Origin of the sequence: Janthinobacterium sp. HH102 (assembly GCF_001758625.2) — a bacterium.
Classification (GTDB): Bacteria; Pseudomonadota; Gammaproteobacteria; order Burkholderiales; family Burkholderiaceae_D; genus Janthinobacterium.
On the sequence record NZ_CP062062.1, the window covers coordinates 3,800,914 to 3,818,379 of the forward strand.

Genomic DNA, 17,466 nt, shown 5'->3' on the forward strand with positions numbered 1-17,466 from the left:
GGCGGGCACCGGCACCAGTGGACGATTTAGTGCTGACCGATCTTCATGATCTTCAACGCGTTCGTGCCGCCGACCTTGCCCATCGGCTCGCCCCAGGTCAGCACGACGGTGTCTCCCTTGGTCACGACTTTATGTTCCACCAGCAAATCTTCCGCCTGCTGCAAAACCTTGTCGCGGTCCGTGCCGGACGTCAGTTCCAGGGTGCTGACGTTGCGGTACAGGGCCAGCTTGCGGCGCGTGCCCACGCTCGGGGTCAGGGCCACGATGGGGATGTCGATGTTGCAACGGCTCATCCACAGCGCCGTGGAGCCCGATTCCGTCAGGGTGGCGATCGCTTTCACGCGCAGGTGGTGGGCTGTAAACAGCGCGCCGTAGGCGATCGACTGGTCGATGCGCGAGAACGTGGCGTTGAGGAAATCGGCGTCCAGTTTGCAGGTATCCCACTTTTCCGCGTCCAAACAGATGGCGGCCATCGCTTCCACCGTTTCGATCGGGTAGCGGCCCGAGGCCGTTTCCGCCGACGTCATGACGGCATCCGTGCCGTCGAGCACGGCATTGGCCACGTCGGACACTTCCGCGCGCGTGGGCACAGCGTTGACGATCATCGATTCCATCATCTGCGTGGCCGTAATGGCAAGCTTATTCGACGCGCGGGCCATCTTGATCATGCGCTTTTGCAAGGCCGGCACGGCCGCATTGCCCACCTCGACGGCCAAATCGCCGCGCGCCACCATGATGCCGTCGGAGGCGTCGAGGATTTCCTGCAGCGCGGGAATGGCTTCCGCCCGTTCGATCTTAGCGATCATCATCGGCTTGTGGTCCCACGCTTCGCCGGCGATATTGGCCAGCTGGCGCGCCATGACCATGTCCGTGGCGTTTTTCGGGAAGGAGACGGCCACGTAATCGGCCTGGAAGCTCATCGCCGTTTTCACGTCTTCCATGTCTTTCGCCGTCAGGGCTGGCGCGGACAAGCCGCCGCCCTGGCGGTTGATGCCCTTGTTGTTCGACAATTCGCCGCCGATTTTCACGGTCGTGTGGATTTCGCTGCCGACGACTTTATCGACCGTCAGGACGATAAGGCCATCGTTGAGCAGCAGCACATCGGCAGCGCGCAAGTCGCGCGGCAATTCCTTGTAGTCGAGGCCGCAGCGCTCGATGTTGCCCAGTTCGCCGTTTTCGCCCCATTTCGCGTCGAGGATGAACTTGGCGCCGTTTTCCAGGAAAATCTTGCCTTCTTCAAACTTGCCGACGCGAATCTTCGGGCCTTGCAAGTCGGCCATGATGGCCACTTCGCGGCCGCACAGCGCTGCCGCTTCGCGCACCATGCGGGCGCGGTCGATATGGTCTTGCGCCTTGCCATGCGAAAAGTTCAGGCGCACGACGTCGACGCCGGCCTTGAACATGCGGACCAGGGTATCGATATCGTTCGAAGCGGGGCCGATGGTGGAAACGATCTTGGTGGCGCGTTGCTGTACTTGCATGGTCATGGTGTGCTGCTTTCTATAAAGTTCGTGCTGCTGCAAGGGCCGGCCTTGTGGGCCGGCCGTCCTGGTGCGCTGGATCAGCGCTGGTTCTTCTTACTTGGCCGCCATCAGGGCGACCGTGGTGTCGAGCATGCGGTTAGAGAAGCCCCACTCGTTGTCATACCACGACGACACTTTCACGAGGCGGCCCGACACCTTGGTCAAGGTCGAATCGAAGTTCGACGAGGCCGGGTTGTGGTTGAAGTCGATGGAAACGAGCGGTTCCGTCTGGTACGTGAGGATGCCTTTCAGGGCGCCTTCCGACGCCGTTTTCAGCAAGGCATTCACCTCTTCCACCGTGGTATCGCGCTTGGCGATGAAGGACAGGTCGACCAGCGAGACGTTGATGGTCGGCACGCGCACGGCGAAACCATCGAGCTTGCCATTGAGTTCCGGCAGCACCAGGCCGACAGCGGCCGCCGCGCCCGTCTTGGTGGGAATCATCGAATGCGTGGCCGAACGGGCGCGGCGCAAGTCTTCATGCATCACGTCGGAGAGTACTTGGTCGTTCGTGTAGGCGTGCACGGTGGTCATCAGGCCCGATTCGATGCCGATGGCGTCGTTGAGCGGTTTTACTAATGGCGCGAGGCAATTCGTCGTGCACGAAGCATTCGAGATGACCGTGTCCGTGGCTTTCAGCACGTGCTGGTTGACGCCGAACACGATGGTGGCGTCCACGTCCTTGCCGCCCGGCGCGGAAATGATGACTTTCTTTGCTCCGCCCTTCAAATGCGCCGAGGCTTTTTCCTTGGTCGTGAAGAAACCCGTGCATTCAAGCACGACGTCCACGCCCAGTTCTCCCCATGGAATCAGGGCCGGATCGCGCTGCGCGAACACGCGGATGCGGTCACCATTGACGAGCATATTGTCGCCGTCGATGGTGACGACGCCGGGAAACTTGCCGTGCACCGTGTCGTAGCGCGTCAAATGCGCATTCGACTTGGCATCGCCCAGGTCGTTGATGGCGACGATTTCGATATCCTGCTGCTTGCCGCCTTCATAAAACGCGCGCAAGACGTTGCGGCCGATGCGGCCATAGCCATTGATGGCAACTTTGATGGTCATGCTGTCTCCTTGTTGTTTTCTACTGAATTCGTAAAGCCAACCCAAGTGCAAAGCTGGGGTCAGACCCGGCGGGTCTGACCCCGGAATTTCGGCAACTTTGCCCTAAAAGTTAACCGCTGTTGCGCAACCCCGCCGCAATGCCATTGATCGACAAATGAATCCCCGTGCGGGCCGCCGCATCCTGTTTACCCTCGCGGAAGCGTTTCAGCAGCTCCACCTGCACGTGGTTGAGCGGGTCGATGTAGGGGAAACGGTTGCGTATCGAGCGCTGCATCAGCGGGTTGGCTTGCTGCAACTCTTCCTGGCCCGTGATCAGCTTCAAGGCGTCCAGGGTGGCCGCGTATTCGGCGCGGATGCGTGTAAAGATGGCGTCGCGCAGGGCCTTGTCCTTGACGAGCTCCGCATACTTGCCGGCGATGGCGATGTCGCTCTTGGCCAGCACCATATCCATGTTCGACAGCAGGGAAGTGAAGAAGGGCCAGTCCGTGTACATGCCGCGCAGCACGTCCGCCCCGTCGGCGGGATGGGCGGCCAGGTAGGCTTGCACGGCGGAACCAAAACCGAACCAGCCCGGCAGCATCAAGCGGCATTGCGCCCAGCTCAACACCCAGGGAATGGCGCGCAAATCCTCGATCGAGGTCGACTTCTTGCGCGAGGCGGGACGGCTGCCGATGTTCAGGGCGGCAATTTCCGCGATCACCGTCGATTCCCAGAAGTACTGTTCGAAGCCCTCGGTGCCGTAGACGAGGTCGCGGTAAGCGTTCAGGGCCGTGCCGGACAGCTCTTCCATCGCGGCCAAATGGCCCGCGCCGGCCGAAGCCTTCGGCTGCAGCTGCGCCTGCGGCAGCAGGGTCGACTGGATGGTGGCGGCCACCAGCACTTCCAGGTTGCGGCGCCCTACTTCCGGATTCGCATACTTGGCCGTGATGACTTCGCCCTGCTCCGTCAGGCGGATCTGTCCCTGCACGGCGCCGGCCGGCTGGGCCAGGATGGCTTCGTAGCTGGGTCCGCCGCCGCGGCCCACGGAACCGCCGCGGCCGTGGAACAGGCGCAGCTTGATCTGGTATTGCTTGAACACCGTCACCAGCTCGATCTCGGCCTTGTAGAGTTCCCAGCCGGAGGTCAAGAAGCCTCCGTCCTTGTTGCTGTCGGAATAACCAAGCATGACTTCCTGCTGGTCCGCGCGCGACGCCAGCAAACCCCGGTAGAACGGCAAGCCGAAGGCGCGCGCCATGATGGCGGGGCCGGCGCGCAAATCGTCGATGGTTTCGAACAGGGGAATGATGTTGACGTCCACTTCGCGGCTGTCCTGGCGCAGCAAACCCACTTCTTTCAGCAGCAAGGCCACTTCCAGCAAGTCCGACACGCTGGCCGCCTTCGAGATGATGCAGTTCGGCACCGATTCCTTGCCGTATTTGACGTGGGCGTCGCGCACGGCGCGGAAGATGTCGAGTTCGGACGTCGTTTCTTCCGAATACTGCGCATACGGCGACGTCAGCAGGCGTGGCGACTCCAGCTCGGCCAGCAGCAAGCTGATGCGCTGCTCTTCATCGAGGTCCAGGTAGACGAGGCCCGGCTGGGCGCCGGCGAACAGTTCGCCCACGACGCGCTCGTGCACGTCGGAATTCTGGCGCAGATCGAGCGGCGCCAGCGAAAAGCCGAACACCTTGACGGCACGGCGCAGCTGGCGCAGCCGGCCCCGCGCCAGCGCGCGCAAGCCATTGCTGACGAGCGAGTGCTGGACCACGTCCAGGTCGGCCAGCAGTTCGGCGGCCGCCGCGTAAGGCTGCACGCCGTCCGCTTGCTTGCCCTTGCCAGAGAGCACCACGCGCGTCGCATCGAGGCGCGCATGGATGCCGTGCAGGGCGCGGCGGTACGGTTCGTCGACCCGGTGCGGCGACGCATCGGCCGAGCGCTCGGCCAGCGCGCGCAGCGGCTCGCTGCAGGCGTTCAGGATTTGCGCCAGCGACAGTTGCGAAGCGAGCTTGCGCAATTCACCGAGGTAAAAGTCGAGCACCTTGTCGGCTTGCGTCTGCAGGGTGCTGCGCAGGATGTCGGCCGTGACGAAGGGATTGCCGTCGCGGTCGCCGCCTATCCAGCTGCCGACTTTCATGAAATTAGGCAGTTCCGCATCTTCCCAGCGGGCATCGCGCTGGGCCAGCATGGTTTCCAGCGAGGAATATAATTTCGGCAATTCGCGCAAAATCGTGTGGTCGTAGAACGACAGGCCGTTGGCTACTTCATCCATGACGGACAGCTTGCTCGTGCGCAACAGTCGCGTTTGCCACAGGGTGACGATGCCGCGGCCCAGCGCTTCTTCGTTCTGTTCCGCCTCTTCCGGCGTCATTTGCACGCGGTCGCGGTCGCTCAACAGGCGCGCGATGGCCATCTGACAATTCTGGATGCTCTTGCGCTGCACTTCCGTCGGGTGCGCCGTGAACACGGGGCTGACAAACGCATCTTCAAAGAAGGTTTCCAGCGCATCGGCCTTGCCCGCGTCAAACACATTGCCGACGGCATGGCTGAGACTGCCCTGGCGCGGCGGCGAACCGGCGATCAAATGGGCGCGCGTGCGGCGGATATGATGTTGATCTTCCGCAATGTTGGCCAGCAGCGAGAAATAGCTGAAAGCGCGCGTCAATTGCGTGGTTTCTTCCTGCGACAGCGCTTGCAGCGCGTCCGACAGCTGCGCGCGCGCCGCTTCATCATTGTCGCGGCGGAAACGAATGGCCAGCTGGCGCACATGTTCGATGCGCTCGAAGGCAGGGTCGCCCAGGTGGTTGCGGATGGCGTCGCCCAGCAGACGGCCCAGCTGGCGGATATCGCTGCTCAGCAGCTCGTCTTTCACTTCATTCATTTGCATGGTATGTATTTCCTGGGGCGGCCACGGTGGCACCGCACAGATTGCGTAGTACGCGCTCCCCGGCCGGGAAACGCCCATCATCCGATTTTTGTAGTAAATTTACCTTATTGCTTCACCATCCTCTTGATTTTCATCAATAAAATCCATGCTCAAAGGGCCAACAAGGGCCTGCAAGCTATTTACCAGGGCAACAATATGAAAATTTACTACGCATTTAAGCGAAAGGCAATCAACTTTTGTCTTTCGAGGATCAAAAGTGACGGCGCAACACACAGGGCCGGCGCTCTCCTGTATGCTGCGGATGAAACAAGGATGTAATCCACATCTTATGAACGATGCCCATGCGACTGACTGCCTACACTGACTACACCCTGCGCACCCTGATGTACCTGGGCGTGCACCGCGACCACCTTGTCACCATCCAGGACATCGCCGACCTGCATGCTATTTCCAAGAATCACCTGATGAAGGTGGTGCACCAGCTGGGCCTGTCGGGCATCGTGGAAACCGTGCGTGGGAGGAATGGCGGCCTGCGCCTGGCGCGCGACCCGGCCGAGATCAATATCGGCACCGTGGTACGCGAAACGGAAAATGACTTTTTTATGGCGGAATGTTTTAACAAGGAAAACAATACCTGCCCGCTGACGCCCGATTGCCTGCTGAAAGCCAAGCTGGGCCAGGCCACGGCCGCCTTCCTGGCCGTGCTCGACACGGTAACCCTGGCATCGATACTCGAAGCGACGCCGGGCGCGCCAGCGCTGGCGGCGGGCGTGATTCCCCTGCACGTGGCAAAGTAAGGCCATACCAATGTTGCGCAACTGCCGCGCCGGGAAGTAGCATGCGAAACGTGGGCTGAAGAAATGGCAGAAAACACTGCCCTGACTGCCGGCTAATTGATGCGGATATACCAATACACAGCGGCATTGCGAGGCCGGGTTTCCGGTCCACCCTTGTTTTCAACGGAAACCGCTGTCGATCCGTTCTCAGACGCTGCCACTACCCTGGCAGCGATCCCCCCATAAGCGGCAGCTTCGATCCTTTCGGCTATCCTGGGAAGAGCGGCAACATGATTATGCGCGGCAAAGGAATCCGGCTGCACGCTACCGGCCATGCGTTCGCCGTCTGGATCATTCCTTGCACCTTCATTTATTCCGCGCAAGAACAAACCACGCAGATCGGGGACCGTGCGCTTTCCGCTGGAAATTTTTTCGTACACCGAACGCGTCACATCCCGCCCATCCGCGAGAACCCACGTGTATTTTTCAGGAACATAGGTGGAATCAAGCCCTGCCTGACGGTAAAACTCGGCAGGCGGCAGCATCGAGCCGATGACCGCGCCTATCGGAATGAGATTATTACCGATAACTTTTTGCGCTGTTTCCGTAGCCACCCTTTGCGTTTGGATGTAACTGCTGCCTAATGCTGAAGCCAAGCCGATCAATGCAATCATTATGGAAGGCAACCAGTGAGAAGAATGAGTCCCTGATGCATTCATGACATCCCCTTCCAGACGTACGTCCACACTTTGCGCCAAAGACATAGATAGCCGCTCATGGTCACAGCCTCTTACTTCGCGGGCACCGCTCACCGGAAGTACTCTCTTTATAGGTCAAACAGCCTCAATCCTTACTGACCTTTCTCAATTCATGAGCAAAGCGCCCGACTGCAAGATGCACAGAAATGAATTGCAGGCGCGCAAAACAATCACGCCCGGCGAACCGGGCGTGATTGTTTTCTTCAACAACACTTCTTTACATCAATGCGCGCTGGCGCCTGCCGCGCCGATGCCCGTTTCCGAACGCATTTGCTGCGCTTCGTAGCCGGCGCGGTCGATGCGCGCGCGGGGGCTCTTGTCGAGCACCGAGAACAGCCAGATGCCGACGAAGCCCGCCGTCATCGAGAACAGCGCCGGTGACGCATACGGGAACAGCGCCTCGCCATGACCGAGCACGTCGACCCACACGGACTTCGACACCACCGTCAGGGCGACGGCCGTGATCAAGCCCAGGAAGCCGCCGATGGTGGCGCCCCGCGTGGTGCAGTCTTTCCACAGCACCGACATGAACAGCACGGGGAAGTTGGCCGAGGCGGCAATGGCGAAGGCCAGCGAGACCATGAAGGCGATATTCTGCTTTTCAAAAGCGATGCCCAGCACCACGGCGATAATGCCCAGCACGATCGTCGTCACGCGCGACACTTTCAATTCATTGGCGCCCGTGGCCTTGCCCTTCTTGATGACGGTGGCATACAGATCGTGCGACACGGCCGACGCTCCCGACAGGGTCAAGCCCGCGACCACGGCCAGGATGGTGGCGAACGCGACCGCCGACATGAAGCCCAGGAAGACGTTGCCACCCACGGCCTTGGCCAAGTGCACGGCCGCCATGTTGTTACCGCCCAGCAATTTACCGGCCGCATCCTTGAACTCGGGATTGGTGCTGACCAGCACGATGGCGCCAAAGCCGATGATGAAGGTCAGAATGTAGAAATAGGCGATCCAGGTGGTGGCCCAGAACACGGACTTGCGCGCTTCCTTGGCGCTCGGCACGGTGAAGAAACGCATCAGGATGTGCGGCAGGCCGGCCGTGCCGAACATCAGCGCCATGCCGAACGAGATGGCCGAGATCGGGTCCTTGATGAAGGAACCGGGGCCCATGATGGCTTCCTTGGTGGCATGCACGTCCACCGACTTGGCGAACAGCGCTTCCGGGCTGAAGTTGAATTGCGCCAGCACGGCCACGGCCATGAAGGTGGCGCCGCCCAGCAGCATCACGGCCTTGATGATCTGTACCCAGGTGGTGGCCGTCATGCCGCCGAACAGCACGTAGATCATCATCAAGGTACCGACCAGGACGACGGCGATCCAGTATTCGAGGCCGAACAGCAGCTTGATCAGCTGGCCCGCGCCCACCATCTGCGCGATCAGGTAAAAGGCCACGACGACGAGGGTGCCGGAGGCCGAGAAAATGCGGATCGGCGCCTGCTTGAAGCGGTAGGCGGCCACGTCGGCAAAGGTGTAGCGGCCCAGGTTGCGCAGGCGCTCGGCCATCAAAAAGGTGATGACGGGCCAGCCGACGAGAAAGCCGATGGCGTAGATCAGGCCGTCATAGCCGTTCAAAAAAACGGCGGCGGAAATGCCGAGGAACGATGCGGCCGACATATAGTCGCCCGCGATGGCCAGGCCGTTCTGGAAGCCCGTGATGCCGCCGCCCGCCGTGTAGAAATCGGAAGCCGACTTGGTCTTCTTGGCCGCCCATTTGGTGACGAACAGGGTAAAGATGACGAAGACGGCGAACATGATGATCGCCGTCCAGTTGGTCGGCTGCTTGACTGCCTGGCCCAGGTCGGCGCCGGCCGCGAACGCGGCATTGCTGGCCCCCAGCAAGGCCAGCGCGCTCAGGCCGGCCACGCCGCGCAGCGCATGCTTGGCGGCGCTCATGCCTGCACCCGTGCCTGGATGGCGCTGGTCAGGTCGTCGAATTGCTTGTTGGCGCGGCGCACGTAGATGCCCGTGATCACCACGGTAAACACGATGACGAACAGGCCGATCGGCATGCCCCAGGTCATCACGCCCGTGCCCGTTTTGGCAGCAAGAAATTCCTTGTCGAACGCGATGAGCAGGATGTAGCCGTAGTACACCAGCATCATCAGGCCCGTCAGGGCCCAGCCGAAGCGCGAGCGCACCTTGACCAGCTGATGATAATTGGGGTCGCGCTTGATTTGTTGCACAAGATCGTCATGCATGGTGTTGCCTCCGTTATGTAAAAAACTGCTCTTTTCTTTTCGAGCTTGCATTCACGATACGGCGCGAGGCTTACCCGCCCCTTACGGCGGCGGTTTTTTCTCGCAGGGGCAACACAAGGCAGTAGAAATCAGTTCAAGGCGGCTGCCGGTCCGAAGAATTCATGGTGCGTCTGCCGTTCCGGCACGCCCAGCTCGCGCAGGTATTGCTTGACGGCCCGCATGAACGGCTGCGGCCCCAGGAAGTAGGCGTCGACGTCGCGCGAGGCCGGCAGCCAGCTATTCAACTGCTCTTTATTCAGCAAGCCGACGGCGTCCGGGGCATCTTGCTCGCCGGCATGTTCCGCGTAGCAGTAATAGCGCTGCAGCTGCGGATGCTGCGCGGCCAGTGCATCGATCTGCGCGCGGAACGCATGCACGCCGTGGTGGCGCGCCGCGTGGATGAAATGCACGGGACGCGTGCCGCGCAGGGCCGCCGTCAGCATGGCCAGGGTGGGCGTGATGCCCACGCCGCCGCTGATCAGCACCAGCGGCTTGTCGCTCTCGGTCAGCACGAAGTCGCCCGAGGGCGGCGTCAGCTGCACGGTATCGCCCGCCTGCACGTGGTCGTGGAAGAAATTCGACACCTTGCCGCCCTCTTCGCGCTTGACGCTGATGCGGTAGGTCTGGCCATTGCTGGCGGCCGACAAGGAGTACTGGCGGCGCATGGGCACGCCATCGACGTCGACCAGCACGCCGATGTACTGGCCCGGCGCAAAGTCGAGCACGGGCTGGCCATCGGCGGGCGCCAGCAGGAAGGACGTGATCTCGCCGCTTTCCACCGTCTTGCTGCGCACGGTGAAGTCGCGCGCGCCGCTCCAGCCGCCCGGCGCGGCAGCCTGCGCCTTGTAGATGCGCCCTTCCTCGCCGGCCAAAATATCGGCCAGCTGGCCGTAGGCCGCGCCCCAGGCATCGATGACGGCGTCGCTGGCCACCTCTTCGCCCAGCACTTCGCGGATCGCCTGCAGCAGGCTGGCGCCCACCAGCGGATAGTGCTCGGCGCGGATCTGCAGGGCCACGTGCTTGTTGACGATGGTGGCCACCAGCTCGCCCAGCGCTTCTAGCTGGTCGATATGTTTGGCATACATCAGCACGCCATTGGCCAGCGCGCGCTGCTGGTCGCCGCTGTGCTGGTGCGCCTGGTTAAAGTACGGCAGCACTTCGGGATGATCGCGGAACAGATTCTTGTAGAAATGGCGCGTCAGCGCTTCGCCGCCCTGCTCGAGGATGGGGACGGTGGCCGTGATGATGGCGCGTTGTTCTTGGGTCAGCATGTGAAATCCCTGTATGAATTTGAAATAAGAAGAAAGCCGGAAAATAACGGCAGCTAACAAAACCGTAGCGAGCGGCGATGATTTGTGGCTAAGAAGCGCAACCGTGCTAACGCACGGTGAGCATCGCAGGCCGCAAAGCGCGACGCGCAGTAGGTTTGGTTAGCTGCCCTACAACGCTTCGATGGCGGGATAAAGGTCGTGATCCTCGCGGCGCATGCGCTGGAACAGCGCGTGCAGCACGGTATTGGCTTCGCTGCGGAAGGCGTCCGGTTCGGCAGCCAGGCGCACGGGCGTATTCCAGCGGCCCGCGAAATCGAGGTAGGCGCCGGCGATGCCGTGCATCTCGTTTTCATACTGGCGCCCCAGCCGGGCCACCGTGGCCACGCCGGACGCCTGCGCGGCCGGGTACAGGTAGCGCTGCTCGACGGCCAGGTGCAGCTTGATCAAGCCGCTCATGGCGACGATCTGTTCGGCGATCGCCTGCGCCTGCGCGGCGACACCGCCGCGCGCCAGCCGGCGCAAGTCGTCGATGGCGGCCAGGATGGCCAGGTGCTGCTGTTTGAATTTGTCGATATTCATGGCGTGTTTCTCTTGTTGAGTGTTGCCAGTGTAGCGGAATTCACTTAAACATGCAAATTACATGCATCTTTAAAAGCGCCAATGTTTCCCACAGGAATGTACATCGACATGCGCCACTATGTGCGGCACAGAACACAAGCTAAAGCCACGTCTGCCTATAATTTATTCATCACAGCGCGGACCCGTTTGCGGCCGTGCCGCACCCTCCACTTCAGCCAAGGATCAGCATGAAAAACAAAGCGGGCATGGGCCAGGCGCAGCAACTGGCCGGCATCATCAACGAACACCACACGGAACTGCTGGACGGCTGGATGGCCGGCCTGATCGCCCGCCTGGTGCGGCGCGACAAGATCGCCGAAAACGAGCTGCGCCAGCAGGCGTCGCAATTTTTGCCGCTGCTGGCGGGCGCGCTGGAAAGCGGCGACTCGTTCGACATCGAAGGCGGCGCCTGGGACGATACGCGCCAGCTGCTCGCCGAAATATCGCAGTCGCGCGTGCGCCAGGGCTATTCGCCGATCGACACGGCCAGCTTCATGTTCTCCCTGAAGGAACCGCTGTTCGCCTACCTGCGCAAGCAAATCACGGCGCAGCCGGATCAGCTGGGCGACGCCATCGTCAGCACCAGCAAATTGTTCGACGAGCTGGGCCTGCTGACTATCGCCATCTACCAGAAGGCGCGCGAACAGGTGATATTGCGCCAGCAGCAGGAATTGCTGGAACTGTCCACGCCCGTGGTGCAGCTGTGGCAAAACGTGCTGGCCCTGCCCCTGATCGGCACCCTCGACAGCGCCCGCACGCAGGTGGTGATGGAAAGCCTGCTGCAAAAGATCGTCGACACGGGCGCACTGATCGCCATCATCGACATCACGGGCGTGCCCACCGTCGACACCCTGGTGGCGCAGCACCTGCTGAAGACCATCGCCGCGGCGCGCCTGATGGGCGCCGACTGCATCATCAGCGGCATCCGCCCGCAGATCGCGCAAACCATCGTGCACCTGGGCGTCAACCTGGAAGACGTGATGACCAAGGCCACCCTGGCCGACGCCTTCGTCGTGGCCCTGAAACGCACGGGTTCCAGCATCACCTACCAGCAGCAACAACACTGAGGCGCCTATGGAAAGAATCCCCATTTTACGCATGGGCCGGCTGCTGCTGGTGACGATCCAGGTGGATATGCATGACCGCCTGGCGATGACCCTGCAGGACGACCTGACCACCCGCATCGTGACGGACCGCGCCACGGGCGTACTGATCGACATTTCCGCGCTCGACATCGTCGATTCCTTCATCGGCCGCATGATCAGCAACACGGCGGCGATGGCGAAAATCCTCGACGCGCGCACCGTCGTCGTCGGCATGCAGCCGGCCGTCGCCATCACCCTGGTGGAACTGGGGCTGACCCTGGAAGGCGTGAGCACGGCGCTCAACGTGGAGCTGGGCATCAAGATGCTGGAACGGAGCGGCGCATGCGCATGACGGGGGCGCCGTGCTAGGCGCGCAGGCACAGGAGCGGGCGCAGGCGGGGACGCAACAGCTGCAGCAGATCCTGCCCCTGCACAGCGACGAGGACGTCGTGCGCTTGCGCAAGCAGGTGCGCGATAGCATGGTCGCCATGGGTTTTGGCCTGATCGAACAGACCAAGATCATCACGGCGGCCAGCGAACTGGCGCGCAACACCCTGCGCTACGGCGGCGGCGGCGAAGCGCGCATCGCGCGCGTCAGCGATGGCGCGCGCCAGGGCCTGGAACTGCGCTTCGTCGACGCGGGACCGGGCATCGACGATATTCCCCTGGCGCTGACCGATGGCTATACCAGCGGCGGCGGACTGGGACTGGGGCTGGGCGGCGCCAAGCGCCTGGCCGACGCATTTCACATCGACACGGCGCCCGGCGCGGGCACCACCGTCACCATCGCGAAATGGAAGCTGTTTTGAACCACCAGGAACCACAGCCTGACATTCTCAGGCAAAGAAGTTTTCCCATCGGCGAACCGAGCGAGATCGCCGCGGCCCGCCGCGCCGGCAACGAGCTGGCGCGCCGCATCGGCTTCGACGATGTGCGCACGGGCCAGCTGGCCATCATCATCAGCGAGGCGGCCACCAATATCGTCAAGCACGCGCAGCGCGGCGAGATCCTGCTGCGCAAGGTGCTGCGCGGCGGCACCAGCGGCATCGAAGTGCTGGCCATCGACAACGGCCCCGGCATGGCCAATGTGCGCCAGCACATGCAGGATGGCCATTCCACCACGGGCACCTACGGCGTGGGGCTGGGCGCGATACGCCGCCTGAGCCAGGAATTCGACCTGTACACGGGGCCCGGCAAGGGCACGGTGCTGATGATGGTGGTATGGGGACCCAACGCCAGCAGCGCCATTCCCGCCCATCCGAACTGGCGCATCGGCGCCGTGTGCCTGCCGCTGGCCTCGGAACAAGTGTGCGGCGACGCGTGGAACGTTGTGTGCGAAGGCCATGAACTGAGCCTGATGGTGGCCGATGGCCTGGGCCACGGCCCGCTGGCGGCGCGCGCGTCGGAACGCGCCAGCGCCCTGCTGGAACACGACACGCCCGGCCTGCCGCCCCTGCCCGCCCCCTTCATCGAACTGGCCCACGGCGCGCTGCGCACCACGCGCGGCGCGGCGTTGGCGGTGGCGCATATCGACAGCGCGCGCCGCGAATTGCGCTATGCCGGCGTGGGCAACATCGCCGCCTGCGCCTTCGACGCGCAGCAGCGCCGGCATCTGCTGTCGCATAACGGCATCGTCGGCAGCAATCTGCGCAAGGTGCAGGAATTCTGCTATCCGTGGCAGCTGGGCACGACCCTGATCATGCACTCGGACGGCTTGCACACGCGCTGGGACCTGGAACAGTATCCGGGCCTGGCGCAATGCCACCCCAGCTTGATCGCCGCCGTGCTGTACCGCGATTTTTCGCGCGGGCGCGACGACGTCACGGTGGTGGTGCTGCGCGAACATGAGGAACATCAGGCTGTAACGGCAGAAAGGACAGGTGGGGCATGACGCAACGCATATTGACGGTCCATATCGGCAGCGAACTCGATGTGGTGGGGGCGCGCCAGCGCGCGCGGCAGATCGCCGCCCTGTGCGGCTTCGGCGTGCAGGATCAGGTGCGCATCGCCACGGCCGTGTCGGAACTGGCGCGCAACGTCTACAACTACGCGGGCAGCGGCAAGGTGCATTTCGCCATCGATGGCCAGACGGCGCCGCAGGTGCTCAGCATCCGCATCGAGGACCAGGGTCCCGGCATCGCGCAGCTCGACCGGATACTGGCCGGCACCTACCGCTCGCCCACGGGCATGGGCCTGGGCATCCTGGGCGCGCAGCGCCTGATGGACCGCTGCCATATCCACAGCGCGCCCGGCGACGGCACGCAAATCACGCTGCACAAGCTGTTCCCGCGCGACGCGCCCCTGCTCGACGGGCAAAGCATCGGCGCCCTGTCCGGCAGCCTGCAGGCGCTGCCCTCGGATATCACGCTGTCCGAGGTGCAGCAGCAGAACCGCGAACTGCTGAGCACCCTGGCCGAACTGAAGACGCGCCAGGACGATTTGCTGCAACTGACGCGCGAACTGGAAGACACCAACCGGGGCGTGGTGGCGCTGTTCGCGGAACTCGATGAAAAAGCCGACCACCTGCGCCGCGCCGACCAGATGAAGTCGCGCTTCCTGTCGAACATGAGCCATGAATTCCGCACGCCGCTCAGCTCCATCCGCGCCCTGTCCAAGCTGCTGCTCGACCGCATCGACGGCGAACTGTCGGAGGAACAGGAAAAGCAGGTGCTGTTCATCCTGCAAAGCGCCGTCAGCCTGAGCGACCTGGTGAACGACCTGCTGGACCTGGCCAAGATCGAGGCGGGCAAGGTCGACGTGCACGCCAACAGCTTCCAGGTGGCCGACCTGTTCAGCGCCCTGCGCGGCATGCTGCGCCCGCTGCTGGTGTCCGATACGCTCACGCTCACCTTCATCGACCCCGACCCGGCGCTGCAGATCCATACGGATGAAGGCAAGCTGTCGCAAATCCTGCGCAACTTCATCTCCAACGCGCTCAAGTTCACGGAGGCGGGTGCCATCGTCGTCAGCGCCACGCCCTTGCCGGAGCAGGACGCCATCCGCTTTTCCGTCTCCGACACGGGCCTGGGCATCGATGCCGAAGACGTGCAGCTGATCTTCGAGGAATTCAGCCAGGTGGAAAACCACATGCAGCGCAAGGTCAAGGGCACGGGCCTGGGCCTGCCCCTGTGCCGCAACCTGGCCACCCTGCTCAATGGCACGGTGTCCGTGGACAGCACGCCGGGCCACGGTTCGCTGTTTTCCGTGGTCCTGCCCACCAGCTACCATGCGCCCGAAGGCAGCCTGCCGCCGAGCGCGCCGGCCAACGACAACGGCAACGACCAGCGCATCGGCGTGCTGGTGGTGGAAGACAATCCGCCCGTGCGCCTGCTGTATGAAAAATTCTTGGCCGGCAGCGAATTTCGCGTCGTCCCCGCGCGCAGCGTGCGCGAGGCGCAGGAACGCTGGGAACAGCAGCGCCCCGCCGCCGTCATCCTCGACATCCTGCTGCACGGCGAAACGGCCTGGCACTGGCTGGCCGAGCTGAAAAACAACCCGCTGCGGCGCCAGGTGCCCGTCATCGTCGCCACCGAGATCGACGACGTGCGCAAGGGCCTGGCCCTGGGCGCCGACGCCTATTACGTCAAGCCGCTGTCGCGCCAGCAATTGCTGGCGACCCTGCGCGCGCTGATCGGCAACCAACACCACCGGCAAGAGCCGGTTCCGCCGCAAGGCACAACCACCTGGGACAATGCGCATGCTACCGGATAACAACAGCGATGCTCTGATCCTGAACGTGGATGACAGCGATGGCGCACGCTACGCCAAATCGCGCATCCTCAAACGCGCCGGCTTCAAGGTCATCGAAGCCTCGAACGGCGGCGACGCGCTGCTGCGCGCCCGCCAGGACCGCCCTAACCTGATCCTGCTCGACGTCAAGCTGCCCGACATCAACGGCCTGGAAGTGTGCCGCCAACTGAAGGGCGGCGCCGAGACGAACACCATCCTGGTGCTGCAGACGTCGGCCTCCTGCATCGGCACGGCCGACAAGATCCGCGCCCTCGATGGCGGCGCCGACAATTACCTGGTCGAGCCGATCGAGGCCGATGAACTGATCGCCAACGTCAAGGCGCTGCTGCGCCTGGGCCGGGTCGAGCGCGCGCTGCGCGACGTGGACCGCCGCAAGGATGAATTCCTGGCCACCCTGGCCCACGAATTGCGCAATCCCCTGGGCCCCATCCGCACGGCGCTGGCCCTGTTGTGCAAGCTCGACCCCGTCGTGCCGGCCGTGCAGGACAATGCGCGCCGCACCATCGGCCGCCACACGGACCACCTGGTGCGCCTGGTGGACGACCTGCTCGACGTGTCGCGCATTTCGCAGGGCAAGATCTCGCTGCAATGGGAAAGCGTGAGCCTGCTCAGTGTCATCCGCAGCGCGCTGGAAACGAGTTCGCACAGCATCGAGGCGCGCGGCCATGCGCTCGACGTGCATCTGCCCAAGGAAGAACTGTGGGTCTGCGGCGACGCCGTGCGCCTGTCGCAGATCGTCGCCAACTTGCTGCTCAACGCGGCCAAGTTTACGGCGCCGGGCGGGCGCATCGCCATTTCCGCCGCGCGCGAAGGCGACAATGTGCGCATCCGCCTGAGCGACAACGGCATCGGCATCGCCGCCGCCAGCATCGACAGCATCTTCGGCCTGTTCGAGCAGAGCGGCCATTCGCCCGACCGGGTGCAGGACGGCCTGGGCATCGGCCTGTCGCTGGTGCGCAACCTGGTGACCTTGCACGGCGGCCAGGTCAGCGTGCACAGCCCCGGCGTGGGACTGGGCAGCACCTTCGAAGTGATGCTGCCCCTCGACGCCAACGTGCCCGTGCCGGCCGCCGCGCCGGCGCCCGAAGCGGCCAGCGGCGGCAGCCAGCGCATCCTCGTGGTCGACGACAACAGCGATGCGGCCGACACCCTGGCCGAACTGCTGGAGATGTACGGCCACACGGTGCGCACGGCCTACACGGGCGCGCAAGCGACCGAGCGCACCCTGGAATTCAAGCCCGACATCGTCTTTCTCGACATCGGCCTGCCCGACATGAGCGGCTACGACGTGGCCGGCAAATTGCGCCAGCTGCCGATACCGCAGCAATTCCAGCTCGTGGCGCTGACCGGCTATGGCCAGGAACACGACCGCCAGGCGGCACTGCAGGCCGGGTTCAACGAGCACTTCGCCAAGCCTGTCGATTTCGGCAAGCTGGCCATGCTGGGGCTGCATATCGCACCATGAGCGCAGAATGAACGCACCATGAGCGGGGTAGCCGGCTGCCGAT

General features: G+C 63.1%; 15 protein-coding genes. 7 read left to right on the forward strand and 8 right to left on the reverse strand.

Going from position 1 to position 17,466, the window contains the following annotated elements:
• Window positions 1–26: 26 nt before the first annotated feature.
• From pyk to ppc, 3 genes are all read right to left on the reverse strand, one after another.
• A complete protein-coding gene (gene pyk, locus JAB4_RS17305; RefSeq protein WP_175444767.1) occupies window positions 27–1,487 on the reverse strand; it encodes a pyruvate kinase in 1,461 nt (486 codons plus the stop codon).
• A gap of 90 nt (window positions 1,488–1,577) precedes the next feature.
• Window positions 1,578–2,588, reverse strand: a complete 1,011-nt coding sequence (gene gap / locus JAB4_RS17310) for a type I glyceraldehyde-3-phosphate dehydrogenase (RefSeq protein ID WP_070218467.1) — start codon at window positions 2,586–2,588, stop codon at window positions 1,578–1,580.
• A 109-nt stretch (window positions 2,589–2,697) separates the two neighbouring features.
• Entirely contained in the window at window positions 2,698–5,451 is a 2,754-nt protein-coding gene (gene ppc, locus JAB4_RS17315) for a phosphoenolpyruvate carboxylase (protein WP_217494513.1), read from the reverse strand.
• Between the two features lie 341 nt (window positions 5,452–5,792).
• Here ppc and JAB4_RS17320 point away from each other — a divergent pair, with 341 nt between their 5' ends.
• Window positions 5,793–6,248 carry an Rrf2 family transcriptional regulator gene (locus tag JAB4_RS17320; RefSeq protein ID WP_070218567.1) on the forward strand — a complete coding sequence of 152 codons (456 nt, stop codon included), beginning with the start codon at window positions 5,793–5,795 and terminating at the stop codon, window positions 6,246–6,248.
• A gap of 92 nt (window positions 6,249–6,340) precedes the next feature.
• Here the strand turns inward: JAB4_RS17320 and JAB4_RS17325 are convergent, their stop codons facing one another.
• From JAB4_RS17325 to JAB4_RS17345, 5 genes are all read right to left on the reverse strand, one after another.
• Complete coding sequence (locus JAB4_RS17325) at window positions 6,341–6,991, reverse strand: hypothetical protein (RefSeq protein ID WP_139143689.1); 651 nt, start codon at window positions 6,989–6,991, stop codon at window positions 6,341–6,343.
• Window positions 6,992–7,207: 216 nt separating this feature from the next.
• Window positions 7,208–8,890, reverse strand: coding sequence for a cation acetate symporter (locus JAB4_RS17330; protein ID WP_070218469.1), 1,683 nt, complete (start codon window positions 8,888–8,890; stop codon window positions 7,208–7,210).
• The gene (locus JAB4_RS17335) at window positions 8,887–9,195 is read right to left on the reverse strand and encodes a DUF485 domain-containing protein (protein ID WP_070218470.1); all 309 of its coding nucleotides are present in this window, start codon (window positions 9,193–9,195) and stop codon (window positions 8,887–8,889) included. Before JAB4_RS17335 ends, JAB4_RS17330 begins: the two co-directional genes overlap by 4 nt.
• Before the next feature lie 128 nt (window positions 9,196–9,323).
• Entirely contained in the window at window positions 9,324–10,505 is a 1,182-nt protein-coding gene (gene hmpA / locus JAB4_RS17340) for an NO-inducible flavohemoprotein (RefSeq protein ID WP_070218471.1), read from the reverse strand.
• A 168-nt stretch (window positions 10,506–10,673) separates the two neighbouring features.
• Entirely contained in the window at window positions 10,674–11,084 is a 411-nt protein-coding gene (locus JAB4_RS17345) for a hemerythrin domain-containing protein (protein WP_070218472.1), read from the reverse strand.
• Between the two features lie 227 nt (window positions 11,085–11,311).
• Here JAB4_RS17345 and JAB4_RS17350 point away from each other — a divergent pair, with 227 nt between their 5' ends.
• The 6 genes from JAB4_RS17350 to JAB4_RS17375 are packed head-to-tail and all read left to right on the forward strand — an operon-like array spanning window position 11,312 to window position 17,423.
• The gene (locus JAB4_RS17350; protein WP_083287221.1) at window positions 11,312–12,190 is read left to right on the forward strand and encodes an STAS domain-containing protein; all 879 of its coding nucleotides are present in this window, start codon (window positions 11,312–11,314) and stop codon (window positions 12,188–12,190) included.
• A 7-nt stretch (window positions 12,191–12,197) separates the two neighbouring features.
• Window positions 12,198–12,560, forward strand: coding sequence for an STAS domain-containing protein (locus tag JAB4_RS17355; RefSeq protein ID WP_070218473.1), 363 nt, complete (start codon window positions 12,198–12,200; stop codon window positions 12,558–12,560).
• 10 nt (window positions 12,561–12,570) lie between these two features.
• Window positions 12,571–13,017: an ATP-binding protein gene (locus JAB4_RS17360; protein WP_227741977.1), complete on the forward strand. Its 447-nt coding sequence runs from the start codon at window positions 12,571–12,573 to the stop codon at window positions 13,015–13,017.
• A complete protein-coding gene (locus JAB4_RS17365; RefSeq protein WP_227741978.1) occupies window positions 13,014–14,099 on the forward strand; it encodes an ATP-binding SpoIIE family protein phosphatase in 1,086 nt (361 codons plus the stop codon). Before JAB4_RS17360 ends, JAB4_RS17365 begins: the two co-directional genes overlap by 4 nt.
• Entirely contained in the window at window positions 14,096–15,919 is a 1,824-nt protein-coding gene (locus JAB4_RS17370; protein WP_083287222.1) for an ATP-binding protein, read from the forward strand. Before JAB4_RS17365 ends, JAB4_RS17370 begins: the two co-directional genes overlap by 4 nt.
• Window positions 15,906–17,423, forward strand: a complete 1,518-nt coding sequence (locus JAB4_RS17375; RefSeq protein WP_083287231.1) for a response regulator — start codon at window positions 15,906–15,908, stop codon at window positions 17,421–17,423. Before JAB4_RS17370 ends, JAB4_RS17375 begins: the two co-directional genes overlap by 14 nt.
• The last annotated feature ends 43 nt before the right edge of the window (window positions 17,424–17,466 follow it).

Bases quoted from the DNA above. Each gene is read 5' to 3' on its own strand.
- pyk (WP_175444767.1), bottom strand. From the start codon at position 1,487: ATGACCATGCAAGTACAGCAACGCGCCACCAAGATCGTTTCCACCATC.
- gap (WP_070218467.1), bottom strand. From the start codon at position 2,588: ATGACCATCAAAGTTGCCATCAATGGCTATGGCCGCATCGGCCGCAAC.
- ppc (WP_217494513.1), bottom strand. From the start codon at position 5,451: ATGCAAATGAATGAAGTGAAAGACGAGCTGCTGAGCAGCGATATCCGC.
- JAB4_RS17320 (WP_070218567.1), top strand. From the start codon at position 5,793: ATGCGACTGACTGCCTACACTGACTACACCCTGCGCACCCTGATGTAC.
- JAB4_RS17325 (WP_139143689.1), bottom strand. From the start codon at position 6,991: ATGTCTTTGGCGCAAAGTGTGGACGTACGTCTGGAAGGGGATGTCATG.
- JAB4_RS17330 (WP_070218469.1), bottom strand. From the start codon at position 8,890: ATGAGCGCCGCCAAGCATGCGCTGCGCGGCGTGGCCGGCCTGAGCGCG.
- JAB4_RS17335 (WP_070218470.1), bottom strand. From the start codon at position 9,195: ATGCATGACGATCTTGTGCAACAAATCAAGCGCGACCCCAATTATCAT.
- hmpA (WP_070218471.1), bottom strand. From the start codon at position 10,505: ATGCTGACCCAAGAACAACGCGCCATCATCACGGCCACCGTCCCCATC.
- JAB4_RS17345 (WP_070218472.1), bottom strand. From the start codon at position 11,084: ATGAATATCGACAAATTCAAACAGCAGCACCTGGCCATCCTGGCCGCC.
- JAB4_RS17350 (WP_083287221.1), top strand. From the start codon at position 11,312: ATGAAAAACAAAGCGGGCATGGGCCAGGCGCAGCAACTGGCCGGCATC.
- JAB4_RS17355 (WP_070218473.1), top strand. From the start codon at position 12,198: ATGGAAAGAATCCCCATTTTACGCATGGGCCGGCTGCTGCTGGTGACG.
- JAB4_RS17370 (WP_083287222.1), top strand. From the start codon at position 14,096: ATGACGCAACGCATATTGACGGTCCATATCGGCAGCGAACTCGATGTG.
- JAB4_RS17375 (WP_083287231.1), top strand. From the start codon at position 15,906: ATGCTACCGGATAACAACAGCGATGCTCTGATCCTGAACGTGGATGAC.